At 64.1% G+C, this 26,871-nt stretch carries 25 protein-coding genes; 17 read left to right on the top strand and 8 right to left on the bottom strand.

Translation table 11 applies throughout. The features are described from left to right. Positions 1 to 11: 11 nt before the first annotated feature. The gene (locus tag N6L26_RS04230; RefSeq protein WP_318173619.1) at positions 12 to 845 is read right to left on the bottom strand and encodes a ComF family protein; all 834 of its coding nucleotides are present in this window, start codon (positions 843 to 845) and stop codon (positions 12 to 14) included. Here N6L26_RS04230 and N6L26_RS04225 point away from each other — a divergent pair. Further along, positions 820 to 1,578, top strand: coding sequence for a class I SAM-dependent methyltransferase (locus tag N6L26_RS04225; RefSeq protein ID WP_263606789.1), 759 nt, complete (start codon positions 820 to 822; stop codon positions 1,576 to 1,578). The two genes, N6L26_RS04230 and N6L26_RS04225, sit on opposite strands and share 26 nt — an antisense overlap. On the opposite strand, the gene ppdK is transcribed toward N6L26_RS04225, so the two are convergent. The 3 genes from ppdK to N6L26_RS04210 all read right to left on the bottom strand — a co-directional run bounded on the left by ppdK (position 1,579) and on the right by N6L26_RS04210 (position 7,662). Further along, positions 1,579 to 4,242, bottom strand: coding sequence for a pyruvate, phosphate dikinase (gene ppdK / locus N6L26_RS04220; RefSeq protein WP_263606788.1), 2,664 nt, complete (start codon positions 4,240 to 4,242; stop codon positions 1,579 to 1,581). Positions 4,243 to 4,302: 60 nt separating this feature from the next. Further along, entirely contained in the window at positions 4,303 to 6,648 is a 2,346-nt protein-coding gene (glyS, locus tag N6L26_RS04215; RefSeq protein ID WP_263606787.1) for a glycine--tRNA ligase subunit beta, read from the bottom strand. Between the two features lie 114 nt (positions 6,649 to 6,762). After that, entirely contained in the window at positions 6,763 to 7,662 is a 900-nt protein-coding gene (locus N6L26_RS04210) for a glycine--tRNA ligase subunit alpha (protein WP_263606786.1), read from the bottom strand. Between the two features lie 139 nt (positions 7,663 to 7,801). On the opposite strand from N6L26_RS04210, the gene N6L26_RS04205 reads away from it, so the two are divergent. The 11 genes from N6L26_RS04205 (at position 7,802) to N6L26_RS04155 (ending at position 17,115) form a co-directional block, all read left to right on the top strand. After that, on the top strand, positions 7,802 to 8,731 hold the full coding sequence (locus N6L26_RS04205; RefSeq protein WP_263606785.1) for a TraB/GumN family protein: 930 nt from the start codon (positions 7,802 to 7,804) through the stop codon (positions 8,729 to 8,731). A 67-nt stretch (positions 8,732 to 8,798) separates the two neighbouring features. Beyond that, complete coding sequence (locus N6L26_RS04200; protein ID WP_263606784.1) at positions 8,799 to 9,689, top strand: TraB/GumN family protein; 891 nt, start codon at positions 8,799 to 8,801, stop codon at positions 9,687 to 9,689. Positions 9,690 to 9,818: 129 nt separating this feature from the next. After that, on the top strand, positions 9,819 to 10,508 hold the full coding sequence (locus tag N6L26_RS04195; protein ID WP_263606783.1) for a 50S ribosomal protein L25/general stress protein Ctc: 690 nt from the start codon (positions 9,819 to 9,821) through the stop codon (positions 10,506 to 10,508). Between the two features lie 87 nt (positions 10,509 to 10,595). Then, a complete protein-coding gene (gene pth, locus N6L26_RS04190; RefSeq protein WP_263606782.1) occupies positions 10,596 to 11,165 on the top strand; it encodes an aminoacyl-tRNA hydrolase in 570 nt (189 codons plus the stop codon). Positions 11,166 to 11,270: 105 nt separating this feature from the next. Then, positions 11,271 to 11,492 carry a PEP-CTERM sorting domain-containing protein gene (locus tag N6L26_RS04185; protein ID WP_263606781.1) on the top strand — a complete coding sequence of 74 codons (222 nt, stop codon included), beginning with the start codon at positions 11,271 to 11,273 and terminating at the stop codon, positions 11,490 to 11,492. A gap of 80 nt (positions 11,493 to 11,572) precedes the next feature. Further along, the gene (locus N6L26_RS04180) at positions 11,573 to 12,568 is read left to right on the top strand and encodes an SDR family oxidoreductase (protein ID WP_263606780.1); all 996 of its coding nucleotides are present in this window, start codon (positions 11,573 to 11,575) and stop codon (positions 12,566 to 12,568) included. A gap of 64 nt (positions 12,569 to 12,632) precedes the next feature. Further along, positions 12,633 to 13,733 (top strand): redox-regulated ATPase YchF, encoded by a 1,101-nt coding sequence (ychF, locus tag N6L26_RS04175; protein WP_263606779.1) that lies wholly within the window; start codon positions 12,633 to 12,635, stop codon positions 13,731 to 13,733. A 10-nt stretch (positions 13,734 to 13,743) separates the two neighbouring features. Beyond that, entirely contained in the window at positions 13,744 to 15,015 is a 1,272-nt protein-coding gene (locus N6L26_RS04170) for an ectonucleotide pyrophosphatase/phosphodiesterase (protein ID WP_263606778.1), read from the top strand. A 63-nt stretch (positions 15,016 to 15,078) separates the two neighbouring features. Then, positions 15,079 to 15,876: a DUF1206 domain-containing protein gene (locus tag N6L26_RS04165; protein ID WP_263606777.1), complete on the top strand. Its 798-nt coding sequence runs from the start codon at positions 15,079 to 15,081 to the stop codon at positions 15,874 to 15,876. Next, positions 15,873 to 16,640 carry a glutaredoxin gene (locus N6L26_RS04160; protein ID WP_263606776.1) on the top strand — a complete coding sequence of 256 codons (768 nt, stop codon included), beginning with the start codon at positions 15,873 to 15,875 and terminating at the stop codon, positions 16,638 to 16,640. The genes N6L26_RS04165 and N6L26_RS04160 overlap by 4 nt, the downstream gene beginning before the upstream one ends. Before the next feature lie 16 nt (positions 16,641 to 16,656). Continuing rightward, on the top strand, positions 16,657 to 17,115 hold the full coding sequence (locus N6L26_RS04155; protein ID WP_263606775.1) for a MaoC family dehydratase: 459 nt from the start codon (positions 16,657 to 16,659) through the stop codon (positions 17,113 to 17,115). A gap of 1 nt (position 17,116) precedes the next feature. Here the strand turns inward: N6L26_RS04155 and N6L26_RS04150 are convergent, their stop codons facing one another. The 3 genes from N6L26_RS04150 to mutL form a co-directional block, all read right to left on the bottom strand. Further along, positions 17,117 to 17,602 (bottom strand): hypothetical protein, encoded by a 486-nt coding sequence (locus N6L26_RS04150; RefSeq protein ID WP_263606774.1) that lies wholly within the window; start codon positions 17,600 to 17,602, stop codon positions 17,117 to 17,119. A 74-nt stretch (positions 17,603 to 17,676) separates the two neighbouring features. Next, positions 17,677 to 18,252, bottom strand: a complete 576-nt coding sequence (locus N6L26_RS04145) for a hypothetical protein (protein WP_263606773.1) — start codon at positions 18,250 to 18,252, stop codon at positions 17,677 to 17,679. A gap of 139 nt (positions 18,253 to 18,391) precedes the next feature. Continuing rightward, the gene (gene mutL / locus N6L26_RS04140; protein ID WP_263607249.1) at positions 18,392 to 20,194 is read right to left on the bottom strand and encodes a DNA mismatch repair endonuclease MutL; all 1,803 of its coding nucleotides are present in this window, start codon (positions 20,192 to 20,194) and stop codon (positions 18,392 to 18,394) included. A gap of 195 nt (positions 20,195 to 20,389) precedes the next feature. On the opposite strand from mutL, the gene N6L26_RS04135 reads away from it, so the two are divergent. Genes N6L26_RS04135 through rodA form a run of 5 tightly spaced genes read left to right on the top strand, consistent with a single transcriptional unit; the run spans position 20,390 to position 26,120 of the window. Then, positions 20,390 to 21,433 carry a rod shape-determining protein gene (locus tag N6L26_RS04135; RefSeq protein ID WP_253515794.1) on the top strand — a complete coding sequence of 348 codons (1,044 nt, stop codon included), beginning with the start codon at positions 20,390 to 20,392 and terminating at the stop codon, positions 21,431 to 21,433. 13 nt (positions 21,434 to 21,446) lie between these two features. Next, positions 21,447 to 22,337, top strand: a complete 891-nt coding sequence (gene mreC / locus N6L26_RS04130; protein WP_263606772.1) for a rod shape-determining protein MreC — start codon at positions 21,447 to 21,449, stop codon at positions 22,335 to 22,337. Continuing rightward, positions 22,337 to 22,888, top strand: coding sequence for a rod shape-determining protein MreD (locus tag N6L26_RS04125; protein WP_263606771.1), 552 nt, complete (start codon positions 22,337 to 22,339; stop codon positions 22,886 to 22,888). Before mreC ends, N6L26_RS04125 begins: the two co-directional genes overlap by 1 nt. Beyond that, positions 22,888 to 25,005 carry a penicillin-binding protein 2 gene (mrdA, locus tag N6L26_RS04120; protein WP_263606770.1) on the top strand — a complete coding sequence of 706 codons (2,118 nt, stop codon included), beginning with the start codon at positions 22,888 to 22,890 and terminating at the stop codon, positions 25,003 to 25,005. Before N6L26_RS04125 ends, mrdA begins: the two co-directional genes overlap by 1 nt. Further along, on the top strand, positions 25,002 to 26,120 hold the full coding sequence (rodA, locus tag N6L26_RS04115; protein ID WP_263606769.1) for a rod shape-determining protein RodA: 1,119 nt from the start codon (positions 25,002 to 25,004) through the stop codon (positions 26,118 to 26,120). The genes mrdA and rodA overlap by 4 nt, the downstream gene beginning before the upstream one ends. On the opposite strand, the gene N6L26_RS13255 is transcribed toward rodA, so the two are convergent. After that, positions 26,117 to 26,797, bottom strand: coding sequence for a helix-turn-helix transcriptional regulator (locus N6L26_RS13255; protein WP_318173625.1), 681 nt, complete (start codon positions 26,795 to 26,797; stop codon positions 26,117 to 26,119). The genes rodA and N6L26_RS13255 overlap by 4 nt on opposite strands. Positions 26,798 to 26,871: the final 74 nt, after the last annotated feature.

Here is a 26,871-nt window from a genome sequence, read left to right as displayed (position 1 = left end):
TCGTTTGTTGCCTAGTGGGAAAGTGCCTCGTCGAGCACACGCGAGAAGCAGGCAATGGTGACGCTCGTTGCCCCGCCCCGCTTCAGCGCCTTGACGCAAGCCGTGCTGGTCGCGCCACTGGTGAGCACATCGTCGATCAGTATGACATCGGTATCTTCGATCCTGGCTTTCCGGCTGCTGCGCAATGCGATCGCGCCTTGCAGCGTACGGGCCCGTGCGCGCTTGCCGAGACCGCCCAGCGCGGGCGTTGGCTTGGTTCGCATCAGCGCATCGACGCACATCGTGCCGTGACCCATCTTCTGCAATTGCCGCCCGAGCAGCGCCGCCTGGTTATACCCGCGCTGCCACAGGCGGCTCCGATGCAGCGGCACCGGCACGATCACCCCTCCGCGATCGGCAACGGGGAGCCGCGCCGCGATCAGCTTTGCCAGCAGCGGCGCCAGCGCGATGCGGCGACCGTGCTTGAAGGCCAGCACCAGCTTGCGCGAGGTATCGGTATAGAGCGTCCCCGCCGCGATCCCGTCATGCGCGGGAGGATCGGCGAGACATGGCGCGCAGATCGCCCCCTCCTCTGGGCCGTGGTCGCCAAAAGGCCGTTGGCAGGCGACACAGCAGGGCTCGGAGGGGATGACGAGATCGCTCCAGCAGGCGCTGCACAGACCGCCCTGTTCGCCCACCCCGCCCCCGCAGGCCGGACAGCGCGGCGGATAGATGAAATCCAGCATCGGGGCGAAGCTTTCGGCAAGGAGGCGGCTTGTCGACATCTTCGCATGCTGCGCCGCTTGCGCGAGGCTGGCAAGCGCGGCAGGGCGATGCGCGATGGCTAGCCAGGCACCGCCCCGCATCTTTTCCCGCCAGCGCCGCATTGCCGGTCTGCGCCGCGCCCGGGTGCGGCAGGCCCACCGCGATGCGGCCCGCTATATCCTCGACGACATGGTCGAGGACGTGCTCGACCGGCTTGAATTCATCCGTCTCGCGCCCAAACGCGTGCTGGTGATCGGCGACTGGACCGGCACGCTGGCCCTATCGCTGCGCGGTGCGGGGTCCGAGGTCGAGGAGCTCGATGTCGCCACGCTCGACGAGGAGCAACCCGTCACTGGTGCGCCCTACGATCTCATCGTCAGCCTGGCCTCGCTCGACCGGGTCAACGACCTGCCGGGCGCGCTGCTCCATCTGCGCAATGCGCTGGGCGAGGATGGCATGCTCATCGCCAGCATCGTTGGTGCGGGCAGCCTGCCGCATCTGCGCCGCGCCATGCTCGCCGCGGAGCCCGACCGGCCGGCGGCGCGGATGCATCCGCTGGTCGACAACCAGGCCGCTTCGGCGCTGCTGCAACGCGCGCTGTTCAAGCGGCAGGTGGTCGACAGCCGCTCGCTGACCGTTTCCTTCGGCACGCTCAAACGCCTGGTATCCGATCTTCGCGACCAGGGCCTTGGCGGAACGTTGGCGAGCGCCTCGCCCCCGCTGGGCAAGGCCGCGCTGGAACGAGCCGAACAGGCTTTCCGCAAGGCAGCCAACGACAAGGGTCGTGTGCTCGAAAGCTTCGAGATCCTGACCCTGACGGGCTGGAAAGACTGACTAACGCAGGCTCGCCTGTGCCGCTGCCAGACGCGCGATCGGCACGCGGTAGGGCGAGGCGCTGACATAATCGAGCCCGGTCTTCTCGCAGAAGGCGATGCTGGCCGGGTCGCCGCCGTGTTCGCCGCAGATGCCCAGCTTGAGCCCGTCGCGCGTCGCACGGCCGCGTTCGGCAGCGAGTTCGACCAGCTGGCCGACCCCGTCGATATCGAGGCTGACGAAGGGATCGCGCGCGAAAATGCCCTTGTCCACATAAGTGGTCAGGAAGCGGCCCGCATCGTCCCGGCTCACGCCCAGCGTGGTCTGCGTCAGGTCATTGGTGCCGAAGCTGAAGAATTCACCGACCTCGGCGATCTCGCCCGCCATCAGCGCAGCGCGCGGCAGTTCGATCATCGTGCCGACGAGGTATTCCAGCGTGGTCCCGGTCGCCGTAAAGACTTCCTGCGCCACGCGGTCGACCACGTCCTTGAGGAGTTCAAGCTCACGGCGGGTGGCGACCAGCGGGATCATGATCTCGGGCACCGGCGCTTCGCCGCTGTCCGCGGCGACCTGGCATGCGGCCTCGAAGATGGCGCGCGCCTGCATTTCGTAGATTTCGGGATAGGTGATCCCCAGGCGGCAACCGCGATGACCCAGCATGGGGTTGAATTCATGCAATTCACCGGCGCGGCGGCGCAGCTTTTCGATATCGACGCCGGTAGCGCGCGCGAGGTCTTCGAACTCGGCATCGCCATGCGGCAGGAATTCGTGGAGCGGCGGGTCGAGCAGGCGGATCGTGCACGGCAGCCCCGCCATGACTTGGAAGATGGTCACGAAGTCGCTGCGCTGTTCGGGCAGCAGTTTGTCGAGCGCGGCGCGGCGGCCGGCCTCGCTATCGGCGAGGATCATTTCGCGCACCGCGCTGATGCGGCTGGCGTCGAAGAACATGTGCTCGGTCCGGCACAGCCCGATGCCCTCGGCACCGAATTGGCGCGCCATGCGGCATTCGGTCTCGGTCTCGGCATTGGTGCGCACGCGCATGCGGCGGTGCTTGTCGGCCCATTCCATCAGAACGCCGAAATCGCCCGCCAGCTCGGGCTCGATCGTCGCAACCTGGCCGGCCATGACCTGTCCATTGGCGCCGTCGATGGTGATGACATCGCCTTCCTTGAGCTCGCGGTCACCGATGGTCAGCGTGCGGCCCTCGCGCGCGATCGACACCTGCGATGCGCCCGAGACGCAGGGGCGTCCCATGCCGCGCGCAACCACCGCGGCGTGGCTGGTCATCCCGCCGCGCGCGGTGAGGATGCCGGTGGCGGCGTGCATGCCGTGAATGTCCTCGGGACTCGTCTCGACGCGCACCAGCACGACCTTCTCGCCGCGTCCGGCCCACAGTTCGGCGGTATCGGCATCGAGCACGATCTTGCCGCTGGCGGCACCCGGCGAGGCAGGCAGGCCCGTGGTCAGCACGTCGCGCGGCGCTTCGGGATCGAGCGTGGGGTGGAGCAGCTGGTCGAGCGCCATCGGATCGACGCGCAGGATCGCGGTCCGCTCGTCGATCAGCCCTTCGCCGACCATGTCGACCGCCATCTTGAGCGCCGCCTTGGCAGTGCGCTTGCCGTTGCGAGTCTGCAGCAGCCACAGCGTGCCTTGCTGCACTGTGAACTCGATATCCTGCATATCGGCATAGTGGTTTTCGAGCAGGTCGAACACGCGTGCCAGTTCGGCGAAGGCTTCGGGCATGGCTTCTTCCATGCTCGGCTTGTCCGCCCCGGCCAGCTCGCGCCGTGCCTTGGTGAGGTATTGCGGCGTACGGATGCCCGCGACCACATCCTCGCCCTGCGCATTGACCAGCCATTCGCCGTAATAGGCCTTTTCGCCGGTCGAGGGATCGCGGGTAAAGGCGACGCCGGTGGCGCTGGTATCGCCCATATTACCGAACACCATCGCCTGCACATTGACCGCGGTGCCCATGTCATGCGGAATGTCGTTGAGGCGGCGGTAGATCTTGGCGCGCTCGGTATCCCAGCTGTCGAACACAGCGCTGATCGCACCCCACAGCTGCTCGACCGGGTCCTGCGGGAACGGCGAGCCCAGCTCGCGCTCGACGATCGCCTTGTATTCGGCGACCAGCACCTTCCATTCTTCGGCGCTCAGCTCGGTATCGGCGTAATAGCCCTGGTCTTCCTTGGCGATTTCGAGCGCTTCCTCGAACAGCCCGTGATCGACGCCGAGCACGACATCGCCATACATCTGGATGAAGCGACGGTAGCTGTCCCAGGCGAAGCGTTCATCGCCCGAAGTGTTCGCCAGCCCCGCGACCGTATCGTCATTGAGGCCGAGGTTGAGCACGGTATCCATCATGCCGGGCATCGACACCGCGGCGCCAGAGCGGACCGAGACCAGCAGCGGGTCGGCGGCATCGCCGAAGCCCTTGCCCACCGTCTTCTCGACATGGTTCAACGCAGCGGCGACATCATTGCGCAGCTTGGCGTTGAAGTCGCTGCCGCCGGCAAGGTAGCTGAGGCATTCCTCGGTTGCGATGGTGAAGCCCGGGGGGACCGGCAGGCCGATGCTCGCCATTTCGGCGAGGTTGGCGCCCTTGCCGCCGGTCACGGTCTTGTCCTTCTGCCTTGCATTCGTATGCGGCGCGTTTCCGCCGAAGGTGAAGACCGTGTCGTTCATACTAACCTCTGGTTGTCTGAGCCGTGGACCACATGGAACACGGTCCTGAGATCGAAAAGTTCAACCCTCGATACGAGAGAAGTCGGCTACTTTGTGCACTGCAGCACGGAACGCTGCAAGCAGGTCGAGCCGGTGTGCTCGCTTGTTTTCTTCATCGGCGTTTACCGTCACTTCTTCGAAGAAGCGATCGATCGGCGCGCGCAGGCTGGCCAGCGCCGCCATCGCGCCCGCGAAGTCTTCGTCTTCAATGGCCCGCGCCGCAGCCGGTTCCGATTTCGCCAATGCGTCCATCAGCGCCTTTTCGGCAGGCTCGGGCGCGTAGGAAAGCTCTTTCGCGTGACGCTGCTCCATCTTGGCCGCGATGACCGCTTTCATATCGGGATCGTCGACCAGCGCGAGCGGGTCTTCCTCGCCCGTCCGCGCGATCTCGCCCTCGGCGCCGTGCCAGTCTTCCTTCTTGAGGATATTGGCGGCGCGCTTGTAGCCCGCCAGGAGGTTGGCGCCGTCTTCAGTGTCCATGAAGGACTGGAGTGCGTGGACACGGGCAAGCAGGCGGACAAGGTCATCCTCGCCGCCGAGCGCAAAGACCGCATCGATCAGGTCGTGGCGGACGCCTGCTTCGCGTTGCTGTACCTTGAGGCGATCCGCGATAAAATCTCGGACGTCGCTAACGTATCGGCCATCTAGAATCGAGATCGCTGCTTTGATTGAATCTCGAACACTCTCTCCATCTCCGGTGCCGGGATGGTCGTTGATACCCTGATCTTGGTAATTTTGACGCGCTTTACCCAACCATTCGATGAGCGCACCTCTCAACTGATTGTCAGTAACGATCGCCAGAATTCCCAGTGCGGCGCGCCGAAGACCGAAGGGATCTTTCGAGCCAGTAGGCTTCATCAACCGCATGAAGAAACCGGCTATCGTATCCATCTTATCTGCCAAACTCACCGCTATCGTAACCGGCGCGTTGGGCACGTCATCGCCCTGCCCCACCGGCTTGTAGTGATCGCGGATCGCGTCGGCGACGGCATCGGCCAGGCCCTCGGCGCGAGCGTAATAGCCGCCCATCAGGCCCTGCAGTTCGGGAAACTCGCCGACCATTTCGGTGACGAGATCGGCCTTGGCGAGCCGCGCCGCCTGTTCGGCCATGTCGGCGAGTTCTTCCCGGCTCAAGACGTCACCCCCGCGCAGGCGGGGGTCCAGCTGACCTGAGCTGTCCGCACCACTGCCGTTATCTGGATTCCCGCCTTCGCGGGAATGACGGATGTGGGGCATGACGATACCCTCTTCGACCAGCCAGCGCGCGAGCTTGGCCACGCGCTCGACCTTGTCGGCCACCGTGCCCAGCTTCTCATGGAAGGTGATCCGCTCCAGCCCCTTGGCGTGTTCGGCGAGCGTCTTCTTGCGGTCGACGTCCCAGAAGAAGCGCGCGTCGGACAGGCGCGCGGCGAGGACCTTGCGGTTGCCGTCGACCACGCGCGCGCCACCATCCTCCGCCTCGATATTGGCGGTGCAGATGAAGGCGTTGGCGAGTTCTCCCTGCGCGTCTTCGCAAACGAAATACTTCTGGTTGACGCGTGCGGTGAGCTGGATCGTCTCGGGCGGAACCTCGAGGAAATCCTCCTCGAACCGGCCGAGCAGCGGGACGGGCCATTCGGTCAGGCCTGCGTTCTCGACCACCAGACCTTCGTCCTCGACCAGCTTGAGACCGGCTTCGCTGGCGACCTTGGCGGCGCCCGAGCGGATCAGGTCCTGCCGTTCTTCATGGTCGACGATGACATGCCCCGCGCGCAGCTTCATCGCGTAGTCGTCGGCATTGCCGATCGTGATGTCGCCCGAGTGGTGGAAGCGGTGGCCCAGCGTGACCGCACCGCTGGTGACGCCGTGCACTTCGCAGTCGACCACTTCGTCGCCCAGCAGCGCGACGATGCCCGACAGCGGGCGCACCCAGCGTAAGGATTCGGTGCTGATCGAGGCATCGCCCCAGCGCATCGACTTGGGCCATGAGAAGTCGCGGACGATCGCAGGAACCGCTTCGGCGAACAGGTCCGCTGTCGCGCGGCCGGGTACGTTCTTCACCGCGAAATAGGTTTCGCGGCCCTTGACCTCGCGAATTTCGAGATCGCCCTTGTCGACCCCGGCCTTACGGCAGAAACCGTCGATCGCCTGATCGGGCGCGCCAAGGGGCGGACCTTTCAGTTCTTCGCTGACGGCCTCGGTCGCCAGCGGAAGCTCGCGCGCGATGAGCGCAAGCCGGCGCGGGGTCGACCATACGGTGACCTCGCCCGTCTGGACACCGGCGGCGTCCAGTTCGCGGCGGAAGAGCTTTTCGAGTTCGGCGCGCGCGCCGGCCTGCATGCGGGCGGGGATTTCTTCGCTGCGCAGTTCAAGGAGGAAATCAGACATTCGCTACCTCCGTCACCCCTGCGCAGGCTGGGGCCCAGATAAGCGCGTTGGCAAGCTTCTCAGGCGGCAGATAGGCTCCTGCTCGCGCAGGAGCGACGGGAGCGGGTAAACGGATCATTTCGACCACTCCGGATATTTCTCGGCCCAGGCGGGCGCTTCCTTGGCCATATGCGCTTCGCATGACCCGCGCGCGAGATCGCGGACACGGCCCATGTAGCTGGCGCGTTCCTGCACGCTGATCACGCCGCGCGCCTGCAACAGGTTGAAGATATGGCTGGCTTCGACCGCCTGTTCGTAGGCGGCGATCGGGACATCATTGGCGAGCGCGTTTTGGCACTCGGCCTCGGCCTTGTTGAACAGGTCGAACAGCGCATCGGTCTCGGCGACCTCGAAGTTCCACTTCGACATCTGCTTCTCGTTCTCGAGGAAGACGTCGCCATAGCTCACGCCGCGATCGTTGAAGGCGAGATCGTAGACGCTGTCGACGCCCTGGATATACATCGCCAGACGCTCCAGCCCGTAGGTCAGTTCGCCCGCCACCGGCTTGCAGTCGAAACCGCCCATTTGCTGGAAATAGGTGAACTGGGTGACTTCCATCCCGTCGCACCAGACTTCCCAGCCCAGCCCCCAGGCGCCCAGCGTCGGGCTTTCCCAGTCGTCCTCGACGAAGCGGATATCGTGCTTGAGCGGGTCGATCCCGATCACTTCGAGGCTCTTGAGATAGAGATCCTGGATGTCGGGCGGGCTCGGCTTCAGGATCACCTGGTACTGGTAATAATGCTGCAGCCGGTTGGGGTTCTCGCCATAGCGCCCGTCGGTCGGACGGCGGCAGGGCTGGACGAAGGCGGCGTTCCACGGCTCGGGCCCGAGCGCGCGCAGCGTCGTCGCGGTGTGGAAGGTGCCTGCGCCCATGCGCATGTCGTAGGGTTGCAGGATGAGGCAGCCCTGCGCGCTCCAGAAATCGTGCAGCGCGAGGATCATGTCCTGGAAGGAATTTTGCGGATTGCGGTCCATGGCGCGGGGCAATGGCGCAAGCGTGAAACAGGGTCAATGCCGCAGCGCAGCGCGCCTTGCACCGCTATATCCACCGGCGACTTGGCAATTGGCCGCAATGCTCGGTATCGGGGCCTCCAACGACAGGGAATCACATCGCATGAACCGCATCTCGATCCGTCCGGCACTCGCTTGCCTCGCCCCGCTCGGCCTGGCGCTGCAGGGCTGCGCCGCGCTGCCCGAAGCCGACGTTGCGGCCGCTCCGGTTGCCGCCGAAGCACCCGTAGCTGCGGGCCCTGGCCTGTGGCAGGTCGCCGATGCCGATACCACGATCTACCTGTTCGGCACCGTCCATGCGCTTCCCGAAAGCGTCGAATGGTACAAGGGACCGATCGAGAACGCGCTCGCCGCCTCGCAGGAACTCGTCACCGAAATTCCCAGCAATGCGGCGCAGGATCCCGCCGCGCAGCAGATGGTGATGGCCAGTGCAGTGCTGCCTGCCGACGAGTCGCTGCGCGACATGCTCTCCGAACCCGACCTGACGAGCTATGAACTCGCGCTCACCAAGCTGGACATGCCGCCCGCGGCCTTCGACCGCTTCGAGCCATGGTTTGCCGGGATGACGCTGGCCGTCGTCCCGCTGCTGCAGGCCGGTTATACCGCCGAAAGCGGCGTCGAGGCGAAGCTCGAAGAGCTGGCCCCCGCCGATGTTGCGCGCGGCGCGCTCGAAACGCTCGAATGGCAGATCAAATTGTTCGACACGCTGCCGGTCGAATCGCAGATCGCCTTCCTGATGGTCTCGGCGGACAATATCGACCAGGTCGTACCGATGATGGACGACATGGTCGCGGAATGGCTCGAAGGCGATGCCGATGGTCTTGCCACGTTGATGAACGATGGCCTGACCGACCCGGTGCTGGCGTATGCGCTGCTCTATGACCGCAATGAGCGCTGGGCCGACTGGATCGATAGCCGCCTGGCCGAACCCGGCACCGTCTTCGTAGCGGTCGGCGCGGGCCATCTCGCCGGGCGCGGCAGCGTGCAGGATTACCTCACCGGACGCGGGCTCACCGTGACGCGCATCCAGTAATCGTCCCGCGACCGGGCACGGGCAATTCCCGGCTTGCCACGGTTCGCAAACCATGCAGGGAGGAGGCGTGACCCTGCGTTTTCTTCCTTCGCTATGTATGGCGCTCGTGCTGCTGCTCGCAGCTTGCGGGAAGCAGCAAGCCGATCCGGCGAAGTCCGAAGGCCCCTATCCCGCGCTGTGGGAAATCGCCGATAGCAAGGGCGCGGTCGAGGGCTGGCTGTTCGGGACCATCCATGCGCTGCCCGACGGCGCCAAGTGGCGCTCGCCCCAGCTCGACGCCGTGCTGGGCGAAGCGGACATGCTGGTGGTCGAGGTTGCAAACCTCGAAAATGGCGACGAGCTGTCGACGCTGTTCGAGGAAATGGCCTTTGATCGCCCTGCAGGACCACTTGCACAGCGGATCGATCCGAACCTGCGCGACGAATTCGAAGCGCTGCTGGTCAAGGCCAAGGTCCGCCGCGGCTATTTCGACCCGATGGAAAGCTGGGCCGCCGCGCTGGCGCTGGCGCAGGTGGCGCAATCCTCCAAGTCGGAGAATGGTGCCGATCGGGCGCTCCTGGCGGTATTCGACAAGCGCGAGGTGGTCGAACTCGAAGGCGCGCGCAAGCAACTGGCGATCTTCGACACGCTCCCCGAGAGCGAACAGCGCGACCTGCTCAATGCGGTACTGGAGGAATCGCGCGCGCATGACGGCGAGATATCCAAACTCGCCACCGCCTGGCTCGAAGGCGATACCGAACAGCTCACCCGGCTCACAAGGCGCGGCATCCTCGCCGATCCGGAACTGGTGCAGGCGCTGCTGCGTGATCGCAATGCCGATTGGGCAGCGCAGATCGAGAACCTGCTGTCGGCGCGTGACAAGCCGCTGATTGCAGTCGGCGCGGGCCATTTGCTGGGTGCGGACGGCCTGCCGACCATGCTCGAAGCACGCGGTTTCACCATCCGCCGGGTCGAATAGGCGCGCGCCCATCGGGCGTTCTTGCTTGCCTTTCGCCCCCGCCCTGCTATGCGCGCGTCCTTCGGCACCATGGTCACCCTGGAGGCGTGGTGGACCGAGTAACCCAAATGTATTCGAAAGGTAAGTGACATGAGCGACGCTCTGACCCTGCCGGCCGAGGCGCGCGAACGGGCTGGCAAGGGAGCCTCCCGTCAACTGCGCCGTGAAGGCCGTGTCCCCGCCGTGATCTACGGCGGCAAGGAAGAACCCACGATGATTCACGTGGAAGAAAAGGAGCTGATCAAGCAGCTCGACACCGGCCACTTCATGAACTCGATCGTCGAGCTCGAAGTGGACGGCAAGAAGCTGCGTACGCTCCCCAAGGACGTCGCTCTGCACCCCGTCACCGACCGCCCCGAGCATGTCGATTTCCTGCGCCTTGCAAAGGGCGGCAAGATCGAAGTCTCGGTTCCGGTGGTATTCCTCAACGAGGAAGACAGCCCCGGCCTCAAGAAGGGCGGCGTTCTGAACGTTGTCCGTCACGAGCTCGAACTGGTCTGCGAAAACGACAAGATCCCGGGCGAGATCGAAATCGACGTCACCGGCAAGGAAGTCGGCGATTCGATCCACATCAGCGAAGTGAAGCTGCCCGCGGGTAGCGAAAGCGCGATCACCGATCGTGACTTCACCATCGCGACGCTGGTTGCTCCCTCGGCGCTCAAGAAGGCCGAAGGCGATACCACGCAGGACGACGGCGAAACCGATCCGCAGGATGTCCCCGCCACCGAACAGGGTGTCGACGAGGACGCTGCACAGGAACAGGAAGACAAGAGCGAGTAATCGCTTCTTCCCTCACCGCAACGAAGCGCCGGTCCCGCGAGGGGCCGGCGTTTTGCGTTTGGCCCCACCATCGCTAGAGGACCCCGCATGCAGATCTGGACAGGCCTTGGAAATCCCGGACCGAAATATGCGATGAACCGGCACAATGTCGGCTTCATGGCGGTCGACGTCATCGCGGCGATGTACGATTTCGGCCCGGTCCAGAAGAAGTTTTCCGGCTGGGCCCAGGAAGGCCGGATCGGCACGCACAAGGTGCTGCTGCTCAAGCCCGCGACCTTCATGAACGAAAGCGGCCGCGCGGTGAGCGAGGCGCTGCGCTTCTACAAGCTCGAACCCGACGCGCTGACGGTCTTCCACGACGAGCTCGATCTGGCACCGTTCAAGGTCAAGGTGCGTATGGGCGGCGGGCTCGCGGGGCATAATGGCCTGCGGTCGATCAACCAGCACCTCGGCCCGGACTTCCGCCGTGTGCGCATCGGCATCGGCCATCCCGGCGCCAAGGAACGCGTCCACGGCCATGTGCTGGGCAATTACGCCAAGGTTGAAATGGACCCGCTGGCCGATATGCTGGCGGCGATGGCGGCCGAAGCCGAATGGCTGGCCCAGGGCGACGACGCCCGCTTCATGAACGATATCGCGCTGCGCCTGCAGGACTGAACCGGCGGCAGTCGAAATGTCCCGGTCGGAGACAAGCATGCAAATACGGTTCGAAAAGTTCGAATGCGCCATTATCGCGGCATGCGAATAATTCGGGGATCATTCATGCGCTTGTTTCAGACAGCACTTCTCACCGCCAGCCTGCTGGTCACGGCCACTTCCGCGGCGGCGATGACCCGCCCGCCCAGCGATTCGGGTGGCGGAAGCGGCAGCGGCGGAACCGCGGTACCCGAACCGGGCGCGTTGGCGATGATGGGGACCGGTATCGCGGGCTACGGTGCTGCAGTGGCGCTCTACCGGCGCAAGAAGCGCAAGCGGGGCGGCTAGCTTCGATCCGGCGCGGCGGCCTTCGAACCGCTGGCCAATAGGGGCATTTGACGGCATGCTTCCGCGGAAGGGAGACTGCCATGCCTGATTTGACTCGCCGCACCCTGCTTGCCGGGGCCGCCGCCACCGGGGCGCTTGCCGCTACTGCCGTCCGGGCGCAGGACGACCAGCTGCGTCCCACGCCCGACCTGACCGGCAAGGCAATACTTATCACCGGGTGCTCCTCCGGCTTCGGGCGCCTCGCCGCCGAACATTTCGCCCGGGCCGGAGCAACCGTATTTGCGACCATGCGCAACACGCCGCGGCCCGAGGCCGAGGAACTGATGCAGCTGGCGCGCGACGAAGCGCTCGATATCCGCGTGATACGGCTCGACGTATTGCTCGACCACGAAGTGGCCGATGCCGTCGCCAGCGCCGAGCGCGAAATCGGCCGCGGACTCGACGTGCTGGTCAACAATGCCGGGATCGGCATCACCGGCCCCGTCGAGGTCCAGGACATGGAAGCGACCAGGCTCGCCTTCGATACCAATGTCCTTGGCTACCAGCGCCTCGCCCGCGCGGTGCTGCCCGGGATGCGCGCGCGCAAGCAGGGACATATCTTTGCCGTGTCGAGCCAGCTGGGCCGCGTCATCGTCCCCTATGCGGGTCATTACTCGGCGACCAAATTCGCGGTCGAGGCGATGTTCGAACAGCTCGCCTACGAGCTGGTGCCGCACAATGTCGGCGTCACGATAATCGAACCGGGCGGCTATCCGACCAAGGTCTGGGTCAATCGCAATCGCTACTCGCAAGAGCTGAGAGACCGCGCCGATGAGGCCCATCTCGGCGGATATCCGCAGGTTGTCGCGCGTATGGGCGAGGAGGACGGTTCGGGTCGCAGCGCCGATCCGATGGACATTCCGCACGCGATGGCAAGGGTCCTCGGCATGGCCCCGGCCACCCGCCCTGTCCGCCTGCCTGTCAGCGCCGGGAGTATCCCGCAAGTCGCGATCAACGAGGTCAGCGCCAAGACGCAGGTCGGCTGGCTGGGTGAAAGCGGATATGGCCCGCTGATCAAGGCGGTGCACAACGTCTGACGCTCTGGCTATTCGTGTGCGGCGCGGCTAAGGCGCGCGCCACACACATATACCGGAGTTTACGATGGGTTTCCGCTGCGGGATCGTCGGCCTGCCGAATGTCGGCAAGTCCACCCTGTTCAACGCATTGACTGAGACGCAGGCCGCGCAGGCCGCGAACTATCCGTTCTGCACGATCGAGCCGAATGTCGGCCAGGTCGCGGTGCCGGACGAGCGTCTCGACAAGATTGCCGCGATCGCCAAGTCGGCCAAGATCCTGCCGACGCAGCTGGCCTTCGTGGATATCGCCGGACTGGTCAAAGGCGCCAGCCAGGGCGAAGGGCTGGGTAACCAGTTTCTCGGCAATATCCGCGAAGTCGATGCAATCGTGCACGTGCTGCGCTGCTTCGAGGATGACGACATCCAGCACGTAGCCAACAAGGTCGATCCGCTGGCCGATGCCGAAGTGGTCGAAACCGAACTGCTGCTGTCCGACCTCGAAAGCCTCGAGAAGCGCGTTCCCGCTGCCGCCAAGCGCGCCACCAGCGGTGACAAGGAAGCCAAGCTGATGGCCAGCGTGCTGGGCCAGGCGCTCGAACTGCTCAAGGACGGCAAGCCCGCACGGCTGACCGAACCCAAGGACGATGAAGAGGCCCGCGTCTTCCAGCAGGCACAGCTGCTGACCGCCAAACCGGTGCTCTATGTCTGCAATGTCGCCGAAGAGGACGCTGCCAGCGGCAATGCGCTGTCCGAACTGGTTTTCGCCAAGGCCAAGGCCGAGGGCGCCGAGGCCGTCGTGGTTTCGGCAGCGATCGAAGCCGAACTGGTCGCTATGCCTGCCGAAGACCGCACCGAATTCCTCGCCGAACTCGGGCTCGAGGAATCAGGGCTGAGCCGCGTGATCCGTGCAGGCTACAAGCTGCTGGGCCTGCAGACCTTCTTCACTGCCGGCCCGAAGGAAACGCGCGCCTGGACTTTCCCCACCGGGGCCAAGGCACCGCAGGCAGCAGGCGAGATCCATACCGATTTCGAGCGCGGGTTTATTCGCGCTGAAACAATTGCTTACGATGATTACCTTGCGCTTGGCGGCGAAAGCGGTGCGCGCGAAGCGGGCAAGCTGCGCCAGGAAGGCAAGGAATATCTCGTACAGGACGGGGACGTCCTGCTGTTCAAGTTCAACGTCTGAGGTCGCCTCTATGAACCGGATTGCCGCCGCCCTCGCCCTTGGCTTAACCAGCGTTCTCGGCGGATGCGCCGGTTATACCGATGCGCCAGTTGCCAGCACGGCAGTGGCAGAACAACGCGAACCGGTGACAATCCTGGTGTCGATCGACGGGTTCCATCCGGACTATCTCGGACGCGGGCTGACCCCGACGCTGTCACGGCTGGCCAGCGAAGGTGCGAGCGCAGCGATGCGGCCGTCCTTCCCGACCAAGACCTTCCCCAATCACTGGACGCTGGTGACCGGGCTGGTGCCCGATCACCACGGCATCATTGCCAACCGCATGGAAGACAAGACGCGGCCTGAAGAAGCTTTCACCATGTCCACGGTCGATCCCTATTGGTGGAACGAGGCCAAACCGGTGTGGGTCGAGGCCGAGGAAGCGGGTATCCGCAGCGCGGCGATGTTCTGGCCCGGCTCGGCGGTCGCCTGGGGCGGGACGGCCGAAGGGTATGGCCCGGTACCGGATGGAACGATGGCGAGCGACTGGCAGGCATTCAGCATGCAGGTCACCAACACGCAGCGGGTCAATTCTGTGCTCGACTGGCTGCGCCGCCCGGCGGACATCCGTCCTGAATTCGTGACGCTCTATTTCGATACGGTCGACGGTGCGGGACACGGAGGCGGGCCGGTCGGCGAGGAAGTCGACGAGGCGCTGCGCGACGTCGACAGCCATATCGCCGATTTGCTCGCGGGGCTCGAGAAGCTGGGCCAGCCCGCCAATCTCGTGCTCGTGTCGGACCACGGGATGGCCCCGACCGGATCGGACAGGATGATCGTGCTGGACGAGATCGTCGATGCGTCACTCTACCGCGCCGTCGAAGGCGGAGCCTATGCGACATTCGAAGCTACCGAGGGGAACACAGCAGCACTCGAAGCGGCGCTGCTGCGCGAACACGAGCATATGGAATGCTGGCACAAGGGCGATATCCCCGCGCGCTACCAGTACGGCACGCACCCGCGTATCCCGCCCTATTTCTGCCTGCCCGATACCGGCTGGACGATCACTGCACGCGCTTCCGACGCGACGTGGAGCGGGGGCAACCACGGCTACGACCCCTTCGCCCCCGAGATGGCATCTTTGTTTATCGCCAATGGCCCTGCCTTTCGCAGCGGCGTGACGGTCGAGACTTTCCAGAACACCGCGATTACGCCCTTGCTGCGACACCTGATCGGCCTGCCGCAGGCGGTGCGTGCGGATGGCGATCTGGCCGATGTCGCGGATGCGCTCGCCGCGCAAAATTAGGCGCCGCGCGGAACGAGCACGCCCCCACCCCGTTGCCATGCAAAGCTCAACGGGGAGACATTCGTGGTCGATAAATCGGAAAAGTTCAGCACGCTGGTGCGCGTCGGCTATTTCAGCCGGGCAATTCTCTATTCGGTGCTCGGGCTGATAGCGCTGACCAGCGCGGGCCGTATCGGCAAAGGCACCAATGGCATCTTTCAAGCCATCCAGGATTTCCCGCTCGGCACCGCCATCCTGTGGCTCATGGTCGTCGGCCTGCTCGCCTATGCCCTCTTCCGTTTCGCCTCGACATTCCTCGACGTCGAACACCACGGCACCGACAAAACCGGTTGGGCCACACGGATTGGCCATGCGGGGAGCGCGATCGGCCACCTTGCGCTGGCCTATTCGGCGTACAAATTCGCCACCACGGGCAACGACAATGGCGGCGGCGCGCAAGAAGCGGCCTCGGGCGTGCTTGCTATCGAGTTCGGTGGCGTCGTGCTCGGCGTGTTGGGCATCGCCTTTTTCGCAACCGCGGCATTCCAGGCCAAGAAGGGCCTTACCGGCAGCTTCATGAACCGGATCAGCCCCCGCGCGCCTTCGCAGACCCGCTGGATCGGCGGTGCCGGCTATCTGGCACGCGCGGTGGTCTTCCTCGTTATTGGCTGGTCGCTGTTCAAGGCAGGCTTCATGAGTGGCGGTTCGGACCAGATCAAGACGCTGGGCGATGCGGTCGCCAGCCTTGCGGGCGAAGGCATCGTCTTCACGCTCGTCGCGGTCGGCCTGCTCGCATTCGGCCTCTTCAGCCTCGTGCTCGCCCGCTATCGCATCATCCCTGATCTGGGCGCCGAAGGACGCGTGCCCCGCTTTCGCGCATGAGCGGGGTGAACGCAGTTCCACGCGGGACCAAGACCGCGCGGCTCTACCGAATGGTGATGGACAAGCATGTCTGTCCCTATGGCACGAAGTCCAAATGGCTACTCGAGCGCGAGGGCTTTGCGGTCGAGGACCATTGGCTGACCACCCGCGAACAGACCGACGCGTTCAAGGCACAGCACGGCGTCGCAACGACGCCGCAGGCCTTTATCGGTAACGAACGCATCGGCGGCTACAGCGAGCTGCGCGAGCATTTCGGGCACGATGATCCAGGCGCCGGCGACACCAGTTACACGCCCGTTATCGCCGTGTTTGCCGTCGGCGCAGCGCTGGCGATCGCGCTCAGCCTGTTCGTTTATGAAGCCGCATTCACCCTGCGCACCGCCGAATGGTTCGTCGCCTTTTCGATGGCGATGCTCGCCATGCTCAAGCTGCAGGATGTCGAACAGTTCTCGACCATGTTCGTGGGCTACGACCTGCTCGGCCAGCGCTGGGTACCCTACGCCTATGCCTATCCCTTCCTCGAGGCCGGCGCTGCGGTGCTGATGGCTGGACGACAACTGCCCTGGCTGTCGATTCCGGTCGCACTGACCATCGGCACGATCGGCGCGGTCAGCGTTTTCTATGCGGTCTACGTCCAGCAACGCAGCATCAAATGCGCCTGTGTCGGCGGCAGCGGGAATGTCCCGCTCGGCTTCGTATCGCTGACCGAGAACCTCGCGATGATCGGCATGGGGATTTGGATGTTGCTTCATCCCGCACTTTGATGCATTTCATTTTGCAATGCAGTTCTACGAAGACATCGCCATCGGGCACAAGCAGGCCTTCGGCCGTTACGAGGTCACGCGTGAAGAGGTGATCGACTTCGCCTCGAAATACGATCCGCAGCCGTTCCACCTCGATGACGAAGCCGCGGCGCAGACCCATTTCGGGCGTATCTCCGCCAGTGGCTGGCACACCTGTGCGATGACCATGTCGATGCTGGTCGAGAATTTGACCAAGCACAAGCAGGCGGGGCTGGGTTCGCCGGGCGTCGACAAGCTACGCTGGAAGAAGCCGGTCTATCCGGGCGACACGCTCCGGTGTGAAAGCGAAGTGATCGAGAAGCGCCGCAGCGCCTCGCGCCCGGAAATGGGCATCTTCAAAAGCCATCTCACCGTCTTCAACCAGAATGACGAGCCGGTGATGGAAATGGTCTCGAACGGGCTGATCCGCACACGCAACCCGGAAGGGACGGACTAGTTCAGACGCCGCATTGTGCGATGCCGGTCTTGCGATAGACCACACTCTCATGCGCATCGCGGATGGTCAGCGTGGCGGGAAAATCGCTGACTTCCTCGCCGACCTGCTTGCCCGTCTCCTCATCGAGATCGAGCGTCATCGAAAACCCGGTTCCGTCATACTCGCGGCGCGCCAGATAAGGGAGTTCGGCGCTGCCCTTGTCCGCGGCCAGCGTGACCAGTTCGCCATTGTGGAGGAAATGCCCGGTCTCCGCCATTGCGAGCGCGGTCGCCGCAAGACCCCCGCCCTCGGACGCGAAGCTGCAGCCCGCCCCGTACAGATCGTACTGTTCGATCTCGCGATACCGGATCGGATCGAGCACCAGCGGTTGCGGCGGCGGAGTCTGATGCGCCTCGACCTCGGCGACCGCTGCCGCGCGCTCCTCCTCGGTCGGTTCGCTGGAACAGGCGGCCAGCGCCACCGCAAACAGCGGAACAGTCTTGCGCATCAATGCCTCCCGAACAGTTTCTCGACGTCGTTCATCGACAGTTTGACCAAAGTCTACCCCATAAAACATGAGGTTCATGGCTTTTCTGCAATTCTTGCGAAGAGCGTTGTCATCGTATTCACTGCCTCTTGCGCCTCAGTGAACTTACTTTTGACCTCGGGAATAGATATGTAAACGGTCATCACTTCGCCGTAGCGTGGTTCGATGCTGCCTTTGCGAAAATTCTCTCTCCGTCGAAGTGACAGTCCAATCAACGCATCAACCTTCGGGTGACGCCTCAACGCCGCATGGGCGACGTGGTGACGGATTTTTTCCATCCATTGAATCTTGGAGATAGCATCCATCAAAATTGCAGCATCATCTTCACTCAGCCCTAAGGCGGGTATGTAGTCGATTAGCAATTGGAAGGCTTGATTATCCCTCGGAGCTTCTTTCCAAGGCCTAATATTTTCCCGCTCTCTTTGTTCGACGAATTCGATAAGCTGCTGTGCCGCGAAGAAGCCTTGAGCGGTAGTCTGAACCACAATTCCAACGACAGCACAGTCATCGATTGTCAGCGGGTTCAAAATTCTTGCTACATCGCCCCCAGAGCGCGCAAGCTCAGCGATTATTCGTTCGCCTTCGGTAAGTCCTTCCTCGACTGGCTTCAATGCAACTTCCCCAAGCTTCGAGCACCCTTTAGCCCAAAACGACATCTCTCGCGCAACGGGCAATGAGCTATCTATTTCTTGGGTCAAACATCAAAAATCTGTGAAACTTGGCCCAATAAAATCAAACACCTAAGTCTCTCTAATGTCTGCCAAACAGTTTCTCGACGTCTTCCATCGACAGTTTAACCCATGTCGGGCGGCCGTGGTTGCACTGGCCTGAACGCGGGGTGCGCTCCATTTCGCGGAGCAGCGCGTTCATTTCGTCGACGCGCAGCACGCGTCCCGCGCGGACCGAGCCGTGGCAGGCCATCGTCGCCAGAACGAGGTCGAGCTTTTCACCCAGCAGCAGCGCCTCACCATTGAGCGCGAGATCATCATCGATATTGCGCAGCAGCTTTTCCGGGTCCGTCCGCGCGATCGCATGCGGCAGGCTGCGCACCAGCATGGCGGAGGGGCCGAAACGTTCGAGCGCGAGGCCGTGTTCGGCGAGCTTGGGAGCCGCCTCTTCGAGCCGGTCGCAGCTGGTTTCGTCGAGTTCGACCACTTCGGGGATCAGCAGCGCCTGGCTGCGCGCGACCGCCTCTTCCGCCCCCGCCCCGCGTAAACGTTCCAGAACGAGGCGTTCATGCGCGGCATGCTGGTCGACCAGCACCAGCCCGTCCTGCGCCTCGGCGACGATATAAGTATTGGCGACCTGGCCGCGCGCAATTCCCAGCGGATAGTCCTGCGCGGTTTCGGCAACCGGGGCCGCTTCCTCGGCCCGCCCGCGCGGTTCGGCCATGATGTCGCCCTCGGCCGCGCGCCAAGTGCCGCCGGGTTCGGCGACGCGGTGCTGCGGTGCCGACCAGTCGCGTCCTTCGAAGATCGAGCGCAGCGCGGGTGATGGCTCTTCGCGCGCCGGTTCCTGCTGCCAGCGCGACATGGCACCCGCATCGGGACTTTGCGCGCTGCGCTTGTCGCCGGTTGCCAGTGCCTGACGCAGGCCGGAAACGATGAAGCCGCGCACGCCCTGCGCATCGCGAAAGCGCACCTCGGTCTTCGCCGGGTGGACGTTCACATCGACATCCTCGCACGGCAGTTCGAGAAACAGCGCGAGTACCGCGTGGCGATCGCGCGCGAGCATGTCGGCATAGGCCCCGCGCACTGCACCGGTCAGCAGCCGGTCCTTCACCGGACGGCCGTTGACGAACAGATACTGGTGGTCTGCGACACCGCGATTGTAGGTCGGCAGGCCCGCGATCCCGGTCAGCCGCATCGCGCCGCGTTCCATGTCGAGCAGCACGCCATTGTCCTTGAGCTCGCGCGCGATCAGCTGCGCAACGCGATTGGCCAGCCCCTCCCCCCCTTGCAGGCCGAAGATCCGCCGGTCGCCATGATCGAGCGTGATCGCCACATCGGGACGCGCCATCGCGAGCCGCAGGACGACATCCTTGCACGCGGCATATTCGCTGCGCGCAGTGCGCAGGAACTTGCGCCGTGCGGGGATCTTGCCGAACAGGTTTTCGACCCGCACCCGCGTACCCGGCGGGAGCGCGGCGGGACCTTCGGCAGCAATTTCCCCGTGATCGACCACCCGCTTCCAGCCTTGTTCCGCCCCGGCCGGTCGGCTCTCGATCGTGAAGCGCGCGACGCTGGCGATGCTCGGTAGTGCCTCGCCGCGAAAGCCCAGTGTCGCGACCTGTTCGATCGCCTCGTCGGGCAGTTTGGACGTCGCATGGCGTTCCAGCGCCAGCGCCATCTCTTCGGGTGTCATCCCGCAGCCATCGTCGGTCACCTCGACGCTCGTCAGCCCGCCTTCGACCAGCTTGACCGCGATCCGCGTAGCGCCCGCGTCGATCGCGTTTTCGACCAGTTCCTTGAGCGCCGAAGAGGGCCGCTCGACCACCTCGCCGGCGGCGATGCGGTTGACCAGATTCTCGGGCAGGCGACGGATTTGCGGCATGGTCGCGCGGTTGTAGCGGTGAAGCGTCACGAATCCGAGACAGCGTGTTCAGCTATCCCCCGCAGCCATAGCGGAAATTTTTGGCATTCCATTCGTATTCTCGCTAAGGCACCGCCACCATTTCCGCCCGGAGAGGTGCGAGCGGGTCGCATCCCTCTCGCCGGACCACGCGACAACATGGAAAATCGAATAAACATGGGCTTCTGGAACAATCTCTTCAAATTCGGCGTGCAGAATATGGCGATCGATCTCGGGACCGCCAACACGCTGGTTTACGTGCAGGATCAGGGCATTGTCCTGAACGAGCCGAGCGTGGTGGCACTCGAAACGATCAACGGCATGAAACGCGTCAAGGCCGTGGGCGACGACGCCAAGATGATGATGGGCAAGACGCCCGACAGCATCGAAGCCATCCGCCCGCTGCGCGACGGTGTGATCGCCGATCTCGACGTGGCCGAGGAGATGATCAAGCACTTCATCCGCAAGGTGAACGGGCGCAAGAGCCTGATGCGCTATCCGGAGATCACCATCTGCGTACCGTCGGGTTCGACCTCGGTCGAGCGCCGCGCGATCCGCGATGCGGCCTCGAATGCGGGCGCCAGCCAGGTATATTTGATCCTGGAACCCATGGCAGCGGCGATCGGTGCCGACATGCCGGTGACAGAGCCTGTGGGCAGCATGGTCGTCGATATTGGCGGCGGCACCACCGAAGTCGCCGTGCTGTCGCTGCGCGGCCTCGCCTATACCACCTCGGTCCGTACCGGCGGCGACAAGATGGACGAAGCGATCGTGTCCTACGTCCGCCGACACCATAACCTGCTGATCGGCGACAGCACCGCCGAACGGATCAAGAAGGATTTCGGTGTCGCTCGCCCGCCTGAAGACGGTGTGGGCGAAAGCATCACCCTGAAGGGCCGCGACCTCGTCAACGGCGTGCCCAAGGAAATCACGATCAATCAGGGGCATCTCGCCGAAGCCTTGTCCGAACCGATCGGGGCCATCGTCGAAGGCGTGCGCATCGCGCTGGAAAACACCGCGCCCGAACTGGCCGCCGACATCGTCGACCAGGGCATCGTGCTCACCGGCGGCGGCGCGCTGATCGGCGGGCTGGACGAATATCTGCGCGAAGAAACCGGCCTGCCGGTGACCATCGCGGAAGATCCGCTGTCCTGCGTCGCTCTCGGCACGGGTCGCGCAATGGAGGACCCGATCTATCGCGGCGTCCTGATGACGGCTTAAGAAAGGCAGGGGAATGGCGCCGACAGGCTCACGGCGCTCGGGGTTTTCTCGCAGGGCGCAATACAACCTCTTCACCGGCTATCTGATCGCGGGCGCTGGCGCGCTTATCGGCGCCATCCTGCTCACCCTGTCGTTCTTCCAGCCCCAGCTGTTCGGCGGGCTGCGCGGGGCGGCGCAGACCGGTGTCTCACCCGCGGCCGAGACCGCCGCCACCGTTCGGACAGGTAGCAAGGGCTTCTGGGAAACGGTCAGCGGCTATTACCGCGCGGGTTCCAAGAATGCCGACCTCAAGCGAGAGATGGAAATTGCGCGCATCCGCCTGGCCGAAGCCGATGCGGTGAAACAGGAAAACCGGCGTTTGAAGGGCCTGCTCGATCTCCGCGACAAGGAGATCGAACCTGTCGCCGTCGCGCGGCTGGTAGGGTCCTCCGCCTCGAGTACCCGCCGCTTCGCCTATCTTGGCGCGGGGTCGAACGACGGGGTGGCAATCGGCATGCCTGTCCGCTCGCCGCGGGGCGTGGTCGGACGCATCCTCGAAGTCGGCGGTGACAGTGCGCGGGTGCTGCTGCTGACCGATACCGAAAGCATCCTCCCGGTGCGCCGCGCCAAGGACGAGGTCGTGGCCTTTGCCGAAGGACGCGGCGATGGCCTGCTGCGCATCAAGCTGATCAATCTCGGGATCAATCCGCTGAGCCCCGGCGATGTCTTCGTCACCAGCGGCGCGGGCGGGTACTACCCCCCCGGCATCGCGGTCGCCATCCTGACAGAGACCACCGATGACGGCGGGCTGGCGCGCATCGTCAGCGATCCCGCCGCCACCGATTACGTCAGCGTCGAGCCGATCTACGAACCCGACGCGGCATCGGGCGCGGCCACCCCGATCGAGCGCGAGCTGACCGACTGATGGAGCGTAACGACCCGCGGGCGCGTAGCGATGCCTATGGCAGCCGGATCAACCGCTCGCACTCGCCACTGCTCGCCAATAGCGTGCCGTGGATTTCGATTGTCCTCGGGTCGCTCCTGCCGATCTTCCCGATCGCTGCCGGCCTTCCCACCATGCCGCCGTTCGGCCTGCTCATGCTGCTCGCATGGCGGCTGGTGCGGCCCGGATTGATGCCCGTATGGGCGGGCATTCCGCTGGGCTTGATCGACGATCTCTACAGCGGGCAACCCTTCGGCTTCGCGATCCTGACATGGTCGCTGATCATGCTCGGCATCGAGCTGATCGAGGCGCGCCTGCCGTGGCGGGCCTTCTGGCAGGACTGGTTCACTGCGGGTATATTGATACTCGGGTATCTGGTCGCCGGGTGGCTGTTTTCCGGCGGCCAACCGACCTTCCATTCGCTCATGGCTCTGGTTCCGCAACTCGTGCTCACCATTCTCTTCTTCCCCATCGCAGCGCGGCTGGTCGCGGTCCTCGACCGTACCCGTCTCAAGCGCTGGAGGGCACGCTGATGCGGTTGCGCAAGCGGGCACGGCCGCGCGAAGTCGTCACCCAGTCGACGCTCGAGAATGCCTTCGACCGGCGGACCTTCGTCATCGGCACCGCGATGGGCGGTCTCGGGGTGCTGCTGGCCGCGCGGATGGGCTATATCGCCATCGCCGAGAACGAGAAATACGAGCTCGAAAGCGAGAGCAACCGGGTCAATTTGTCGCTGATCCCGCCAAGGCGCGGCTGGATCCTCGACCGCAACGGGGCGCCTCTGGCATCGAACCGCGCGGACTTCCGCGTCGATATCATCCCCGAACGTACGCCCGATCCCGATGCCACGCTGCTTGCCCTTACGAACATCCTCAAGCTCGACGAGAACCAGGCGGCAGATATCCGCAAGCGGATCGACGACGGCCCCGGCTACCAGCCCGTCGAGATCGCCTCGGGCATCAGCTATGACGAATTTGCCGCCGTCAGCGTGCGGCTGCCCGACCTGCCCGGAGTGGTCCCCCAGCGCGGCTTCTCGCGCTTCTATCCGACCGGGCCGACGGTCGGCCACCTGCTCGGCTACGTCGGACCTGCGAATGCGGAAGAGTACGAGGAGCAGGATCGCAATCCGCTGCTGATCACGCCGGGGTACAAGATCGGCAAGGATGCGCTGGAACGCCAGTTCGAACTCGATCTGCGCGGTGTCCCGGGCGCGCGGCGGGTCGAAGTCACTGCATCGGGACGTATCGTCCGCGATCTCGAAACGCGCGAGGACGTCCAGGGCGATCCCGTCCGGCTGACGATCGACGGTCCGCTGCAGGATTACGCCGCACGCCGGATCGGGCTCGAAAGCGGATCGGCAGTGGTGATGGATTGCGAGACGGGCGACGTGCTGTGCATGGCTTCGATGCCCAGTTTCGACCCTAACAGCTTTTCGCAAGGGATCGGGCGCGTCGAATACGGTATGCTGCGCGATGACGAGCGCGTACCGCTGCGCAACAAGGTGCTGAAGGGCCTCTACCCCCCCGGATCGACGATCAAGCCAATGCACTGCATGGCGTTCCTCGATGCGGGCATCAAGCCGGATGAAGCGATCATGTGCGGCGGCGGGCGGCGGATCGGCAATCGTTTCTTCAATTGCTGGAGCAATCATGGCCGTGTCGACATGGCCAAGGCGATCTACCAGAGCTGCGACAGCTATTTCTACCATTTCGCCCAGCAGGTCGGCTTTGCCAAGGTCGCCGAATGGGCGCACAAGATGGGCCTGGGCGAGGAATTCCCGCTCCCCGTCACCAGCCAGTTCTACGGCACCGTGCCCTCGCCCGAGTGGAAGCAGCGGCGGCACGACAGCGCATGGCAACCTTATGACACGGTCAATTCCTCGATTGGCCAGGGCTATTATCTGACCAATCCGCTCCAGCTGGCAGTGATGAGCGCACGCATGGCGACCGGGTACAAAGTCATGCCGCGGCTGCAACTGGGGGGCGACAAACCCCGGTTCGAGCATTTCGATTTCAGTCCCGAAGAAATCGGTTACGTCCGCCAGGCGATGAGCGATGTGGTCAACGGCCCCGGCACCGCGGGCCGTGCGCGACTGCCGTTCGACGACATCAAGATGGCGGGCAAAACGGGCACCGCGCAGGTCGTCTCGCTCAGCGTCTCCAACGGCAAGACCGGTCCGTGGAAGTATCGCGATCACGGGCTGTTCGTATTCTTCGCCCCGTTCGACAAACCGAAATATGCCGGCGCGGTGGTCATCGAACATGGCGGCGGGTCGGGCGCGGCCTATCCGATCGCGCGCGATGTGATGACCTTCCTGTTCGATCCGGCCAAGGGCATGGACGCGCTGCGCCCGCTCGAAGAGCAATGGGGCGGCAATGCGCAGCAGCGGCTGAATGCGAAATATCGCGCCTATGCCGCAGCGCAGGGCGAGACCGTGCCCCCCGCGCCCTCGCGCGACGAGGATATCTTCGACCAGGTCGAAGCCGAAGCGCGCGTGGCCGCTCGCCAACCAGAGAGCATTGCCGAGGAAGCCAGTCCTTCGCGGGTCGACACGCGCTCGCCCGAAGAAGTGTCGCAAGCGTCGGCCTCGGCCGATCCGACCTCCGCCCGGAGCGCCCCGGTGCCGGATGCCACAGACACGCCTGAATGACCGGCCTCGTCCCCGCCCCCATCGCGCGCCAGCCATGGCAGATGCTGTTCCCGCTGTTCGTGCTCATCGGCTTCGGCGCGCTGGTGCTGTATTCCGCCGCAGGCGGGAATTGGGATCCCTATGCGTCCTCGCATGTCATCCGCTTCGGCGTTTTCCTTGTCATGGCCTTCGTACTCAGCCGGTTCTCACGCGATCTGGTGATGCTGTTCGCCATCCCGATCTATGGGGTGGTGCTGCTGATGCTGGTCGCGGTGGAGGCGATCGGCTTCGTCGGCGGCGGCAGCCAGCGCTGGCTCGACCTCGGCTTCATGCAATTGCAGCCGTCGGAGTTGATGAAGCCTGCCATCGTGCTGGTCCTCGCGCGCTATTACGCGACTTTGCCGGTCGGCATGGTGCCCACCGTGCGCGCCCTGATCGCGCCGGGGGCGCTGATCCTCGCCCCGGTGGCGCTGGTGCTGTTGCAGCCCGATCTCGGCACCTCGCTGGCGATCATGTTCGGCGGTGCGGTCATCATGTTTTCCGCAGGCCTGCCGCTGCGCTGGTTCGTCGGAGCGGGAGTGGCTGCCGCCGTCCTTGCCCCGGTAGCTTTTTTCTTCGGCCTGCAACCCTATCAGCAGAAGCGGGTGTTCACTTTCCTCGACCCGGCCAGCGACCCCTTGGGGGATGGCTACCACATCACCCAATCCAAAATCGCGATCGGATCGGGGGGCTTTTCCGGCAAGGGCTTCAACGAGGGCTCGCAAAGCCACCTGCACTATCTACCCGAGCCGCACACCGACTTCATCTTCGCCACCATGGCCGAGGAATGGGGCTTTATCGGCGGGCTGGTCGTGCTCGGCGCTTTCGCGATGATTTTCGGCTGGGGCCTGGCGGTGTCGCGCGCGAGCACGGACCGGTTCGGCAAGCTCGTGGCGCTCGGGATGACCGCGACGATCTTCTTCTATGTTGCGATCAATCTGATGATGGTCATGGGCCTGGCCCCGGTGGTTGGCATCCCGCTGCCCTTCATGAGCCATGGCGGCAGTTCGATGCTCACCAACATGATCTGCATCGGGTCGTTGATGATGGTCCATCGCTGGAACCGCAAGGCCCCGCGGACCGGCCTGATTCGCTAGAGTTCGATCAATCCCAGCTTGAGCGCGCGCACGGTCGCGGTCACGCGGTCGTTGGTTTGCAGCTTGTCGTAGACCCGGCGCGTATAGGTGCGCACCGTCTCGGGCGAGATCGCGAGGATCGCGGCGATATCGCCCGACGACTTGCCCCGTCCCATCCATTCGACAACTTCGCGTTCGCGCTCCGACAAAGCGACCGATGCCCGGCCCTCGTCCATGACTTTGCAGATCTGCAGATGCGCGGAGAGGATCAGCGAGTGGATTTGCTGTAAGCGCTGCTTAGGGAAGCCGTCGGGATCCTCGGCAAACCGCATCGTCGCAAAGCCATCGCGATTGCGCGGGCCGAACAGCGCGAAAGCCACCCAATTGTCGACCCCGAGCTTCTCCAGATCGTCGAGATAGACCGTGACATCCACCATCGCCTTTCCGCGTGTGCGCGCTTCCGTCCAGGTTAGCACCGGACCGTGTTCGAAAACCAATTGAGGGATCGGGTCGCGTCCGCGGAAATCGTCGCTAATGTAACGTTTCTGATATTCGACGGGGAAATCCCGCGTCCAGATAAAAGTGTTTCGCGAGGTTTGCGATTCGAAAACCGGCGTGAAGTGATAGCTGAACCAGGTAGCACCTTGTTCTAGACAGGCTGTGTAAACGTATTCAAGGATTGCCTCGCAATCCTCCATCTTGACAATATCTTTCGTGGGATGGGGCATGGGTACTCTAGCTAGTTTTACTGTCCCCCCGTTGAGGGACTGCG

It is taken from the genome of Qipengyuania sp. SS22, assembly GCF_025736935.1.
In the GTDB taxonomy this organism is placed as follows: domain Bacteria; phylum Pseudomonadota; class Alphaproteobacteria; order Sphingomonadales; family Sphingomonadaceae; genus Qipengyuania.
This window is presented reverse-complemented; position numbering and strand designations above follow the sequence as displayed.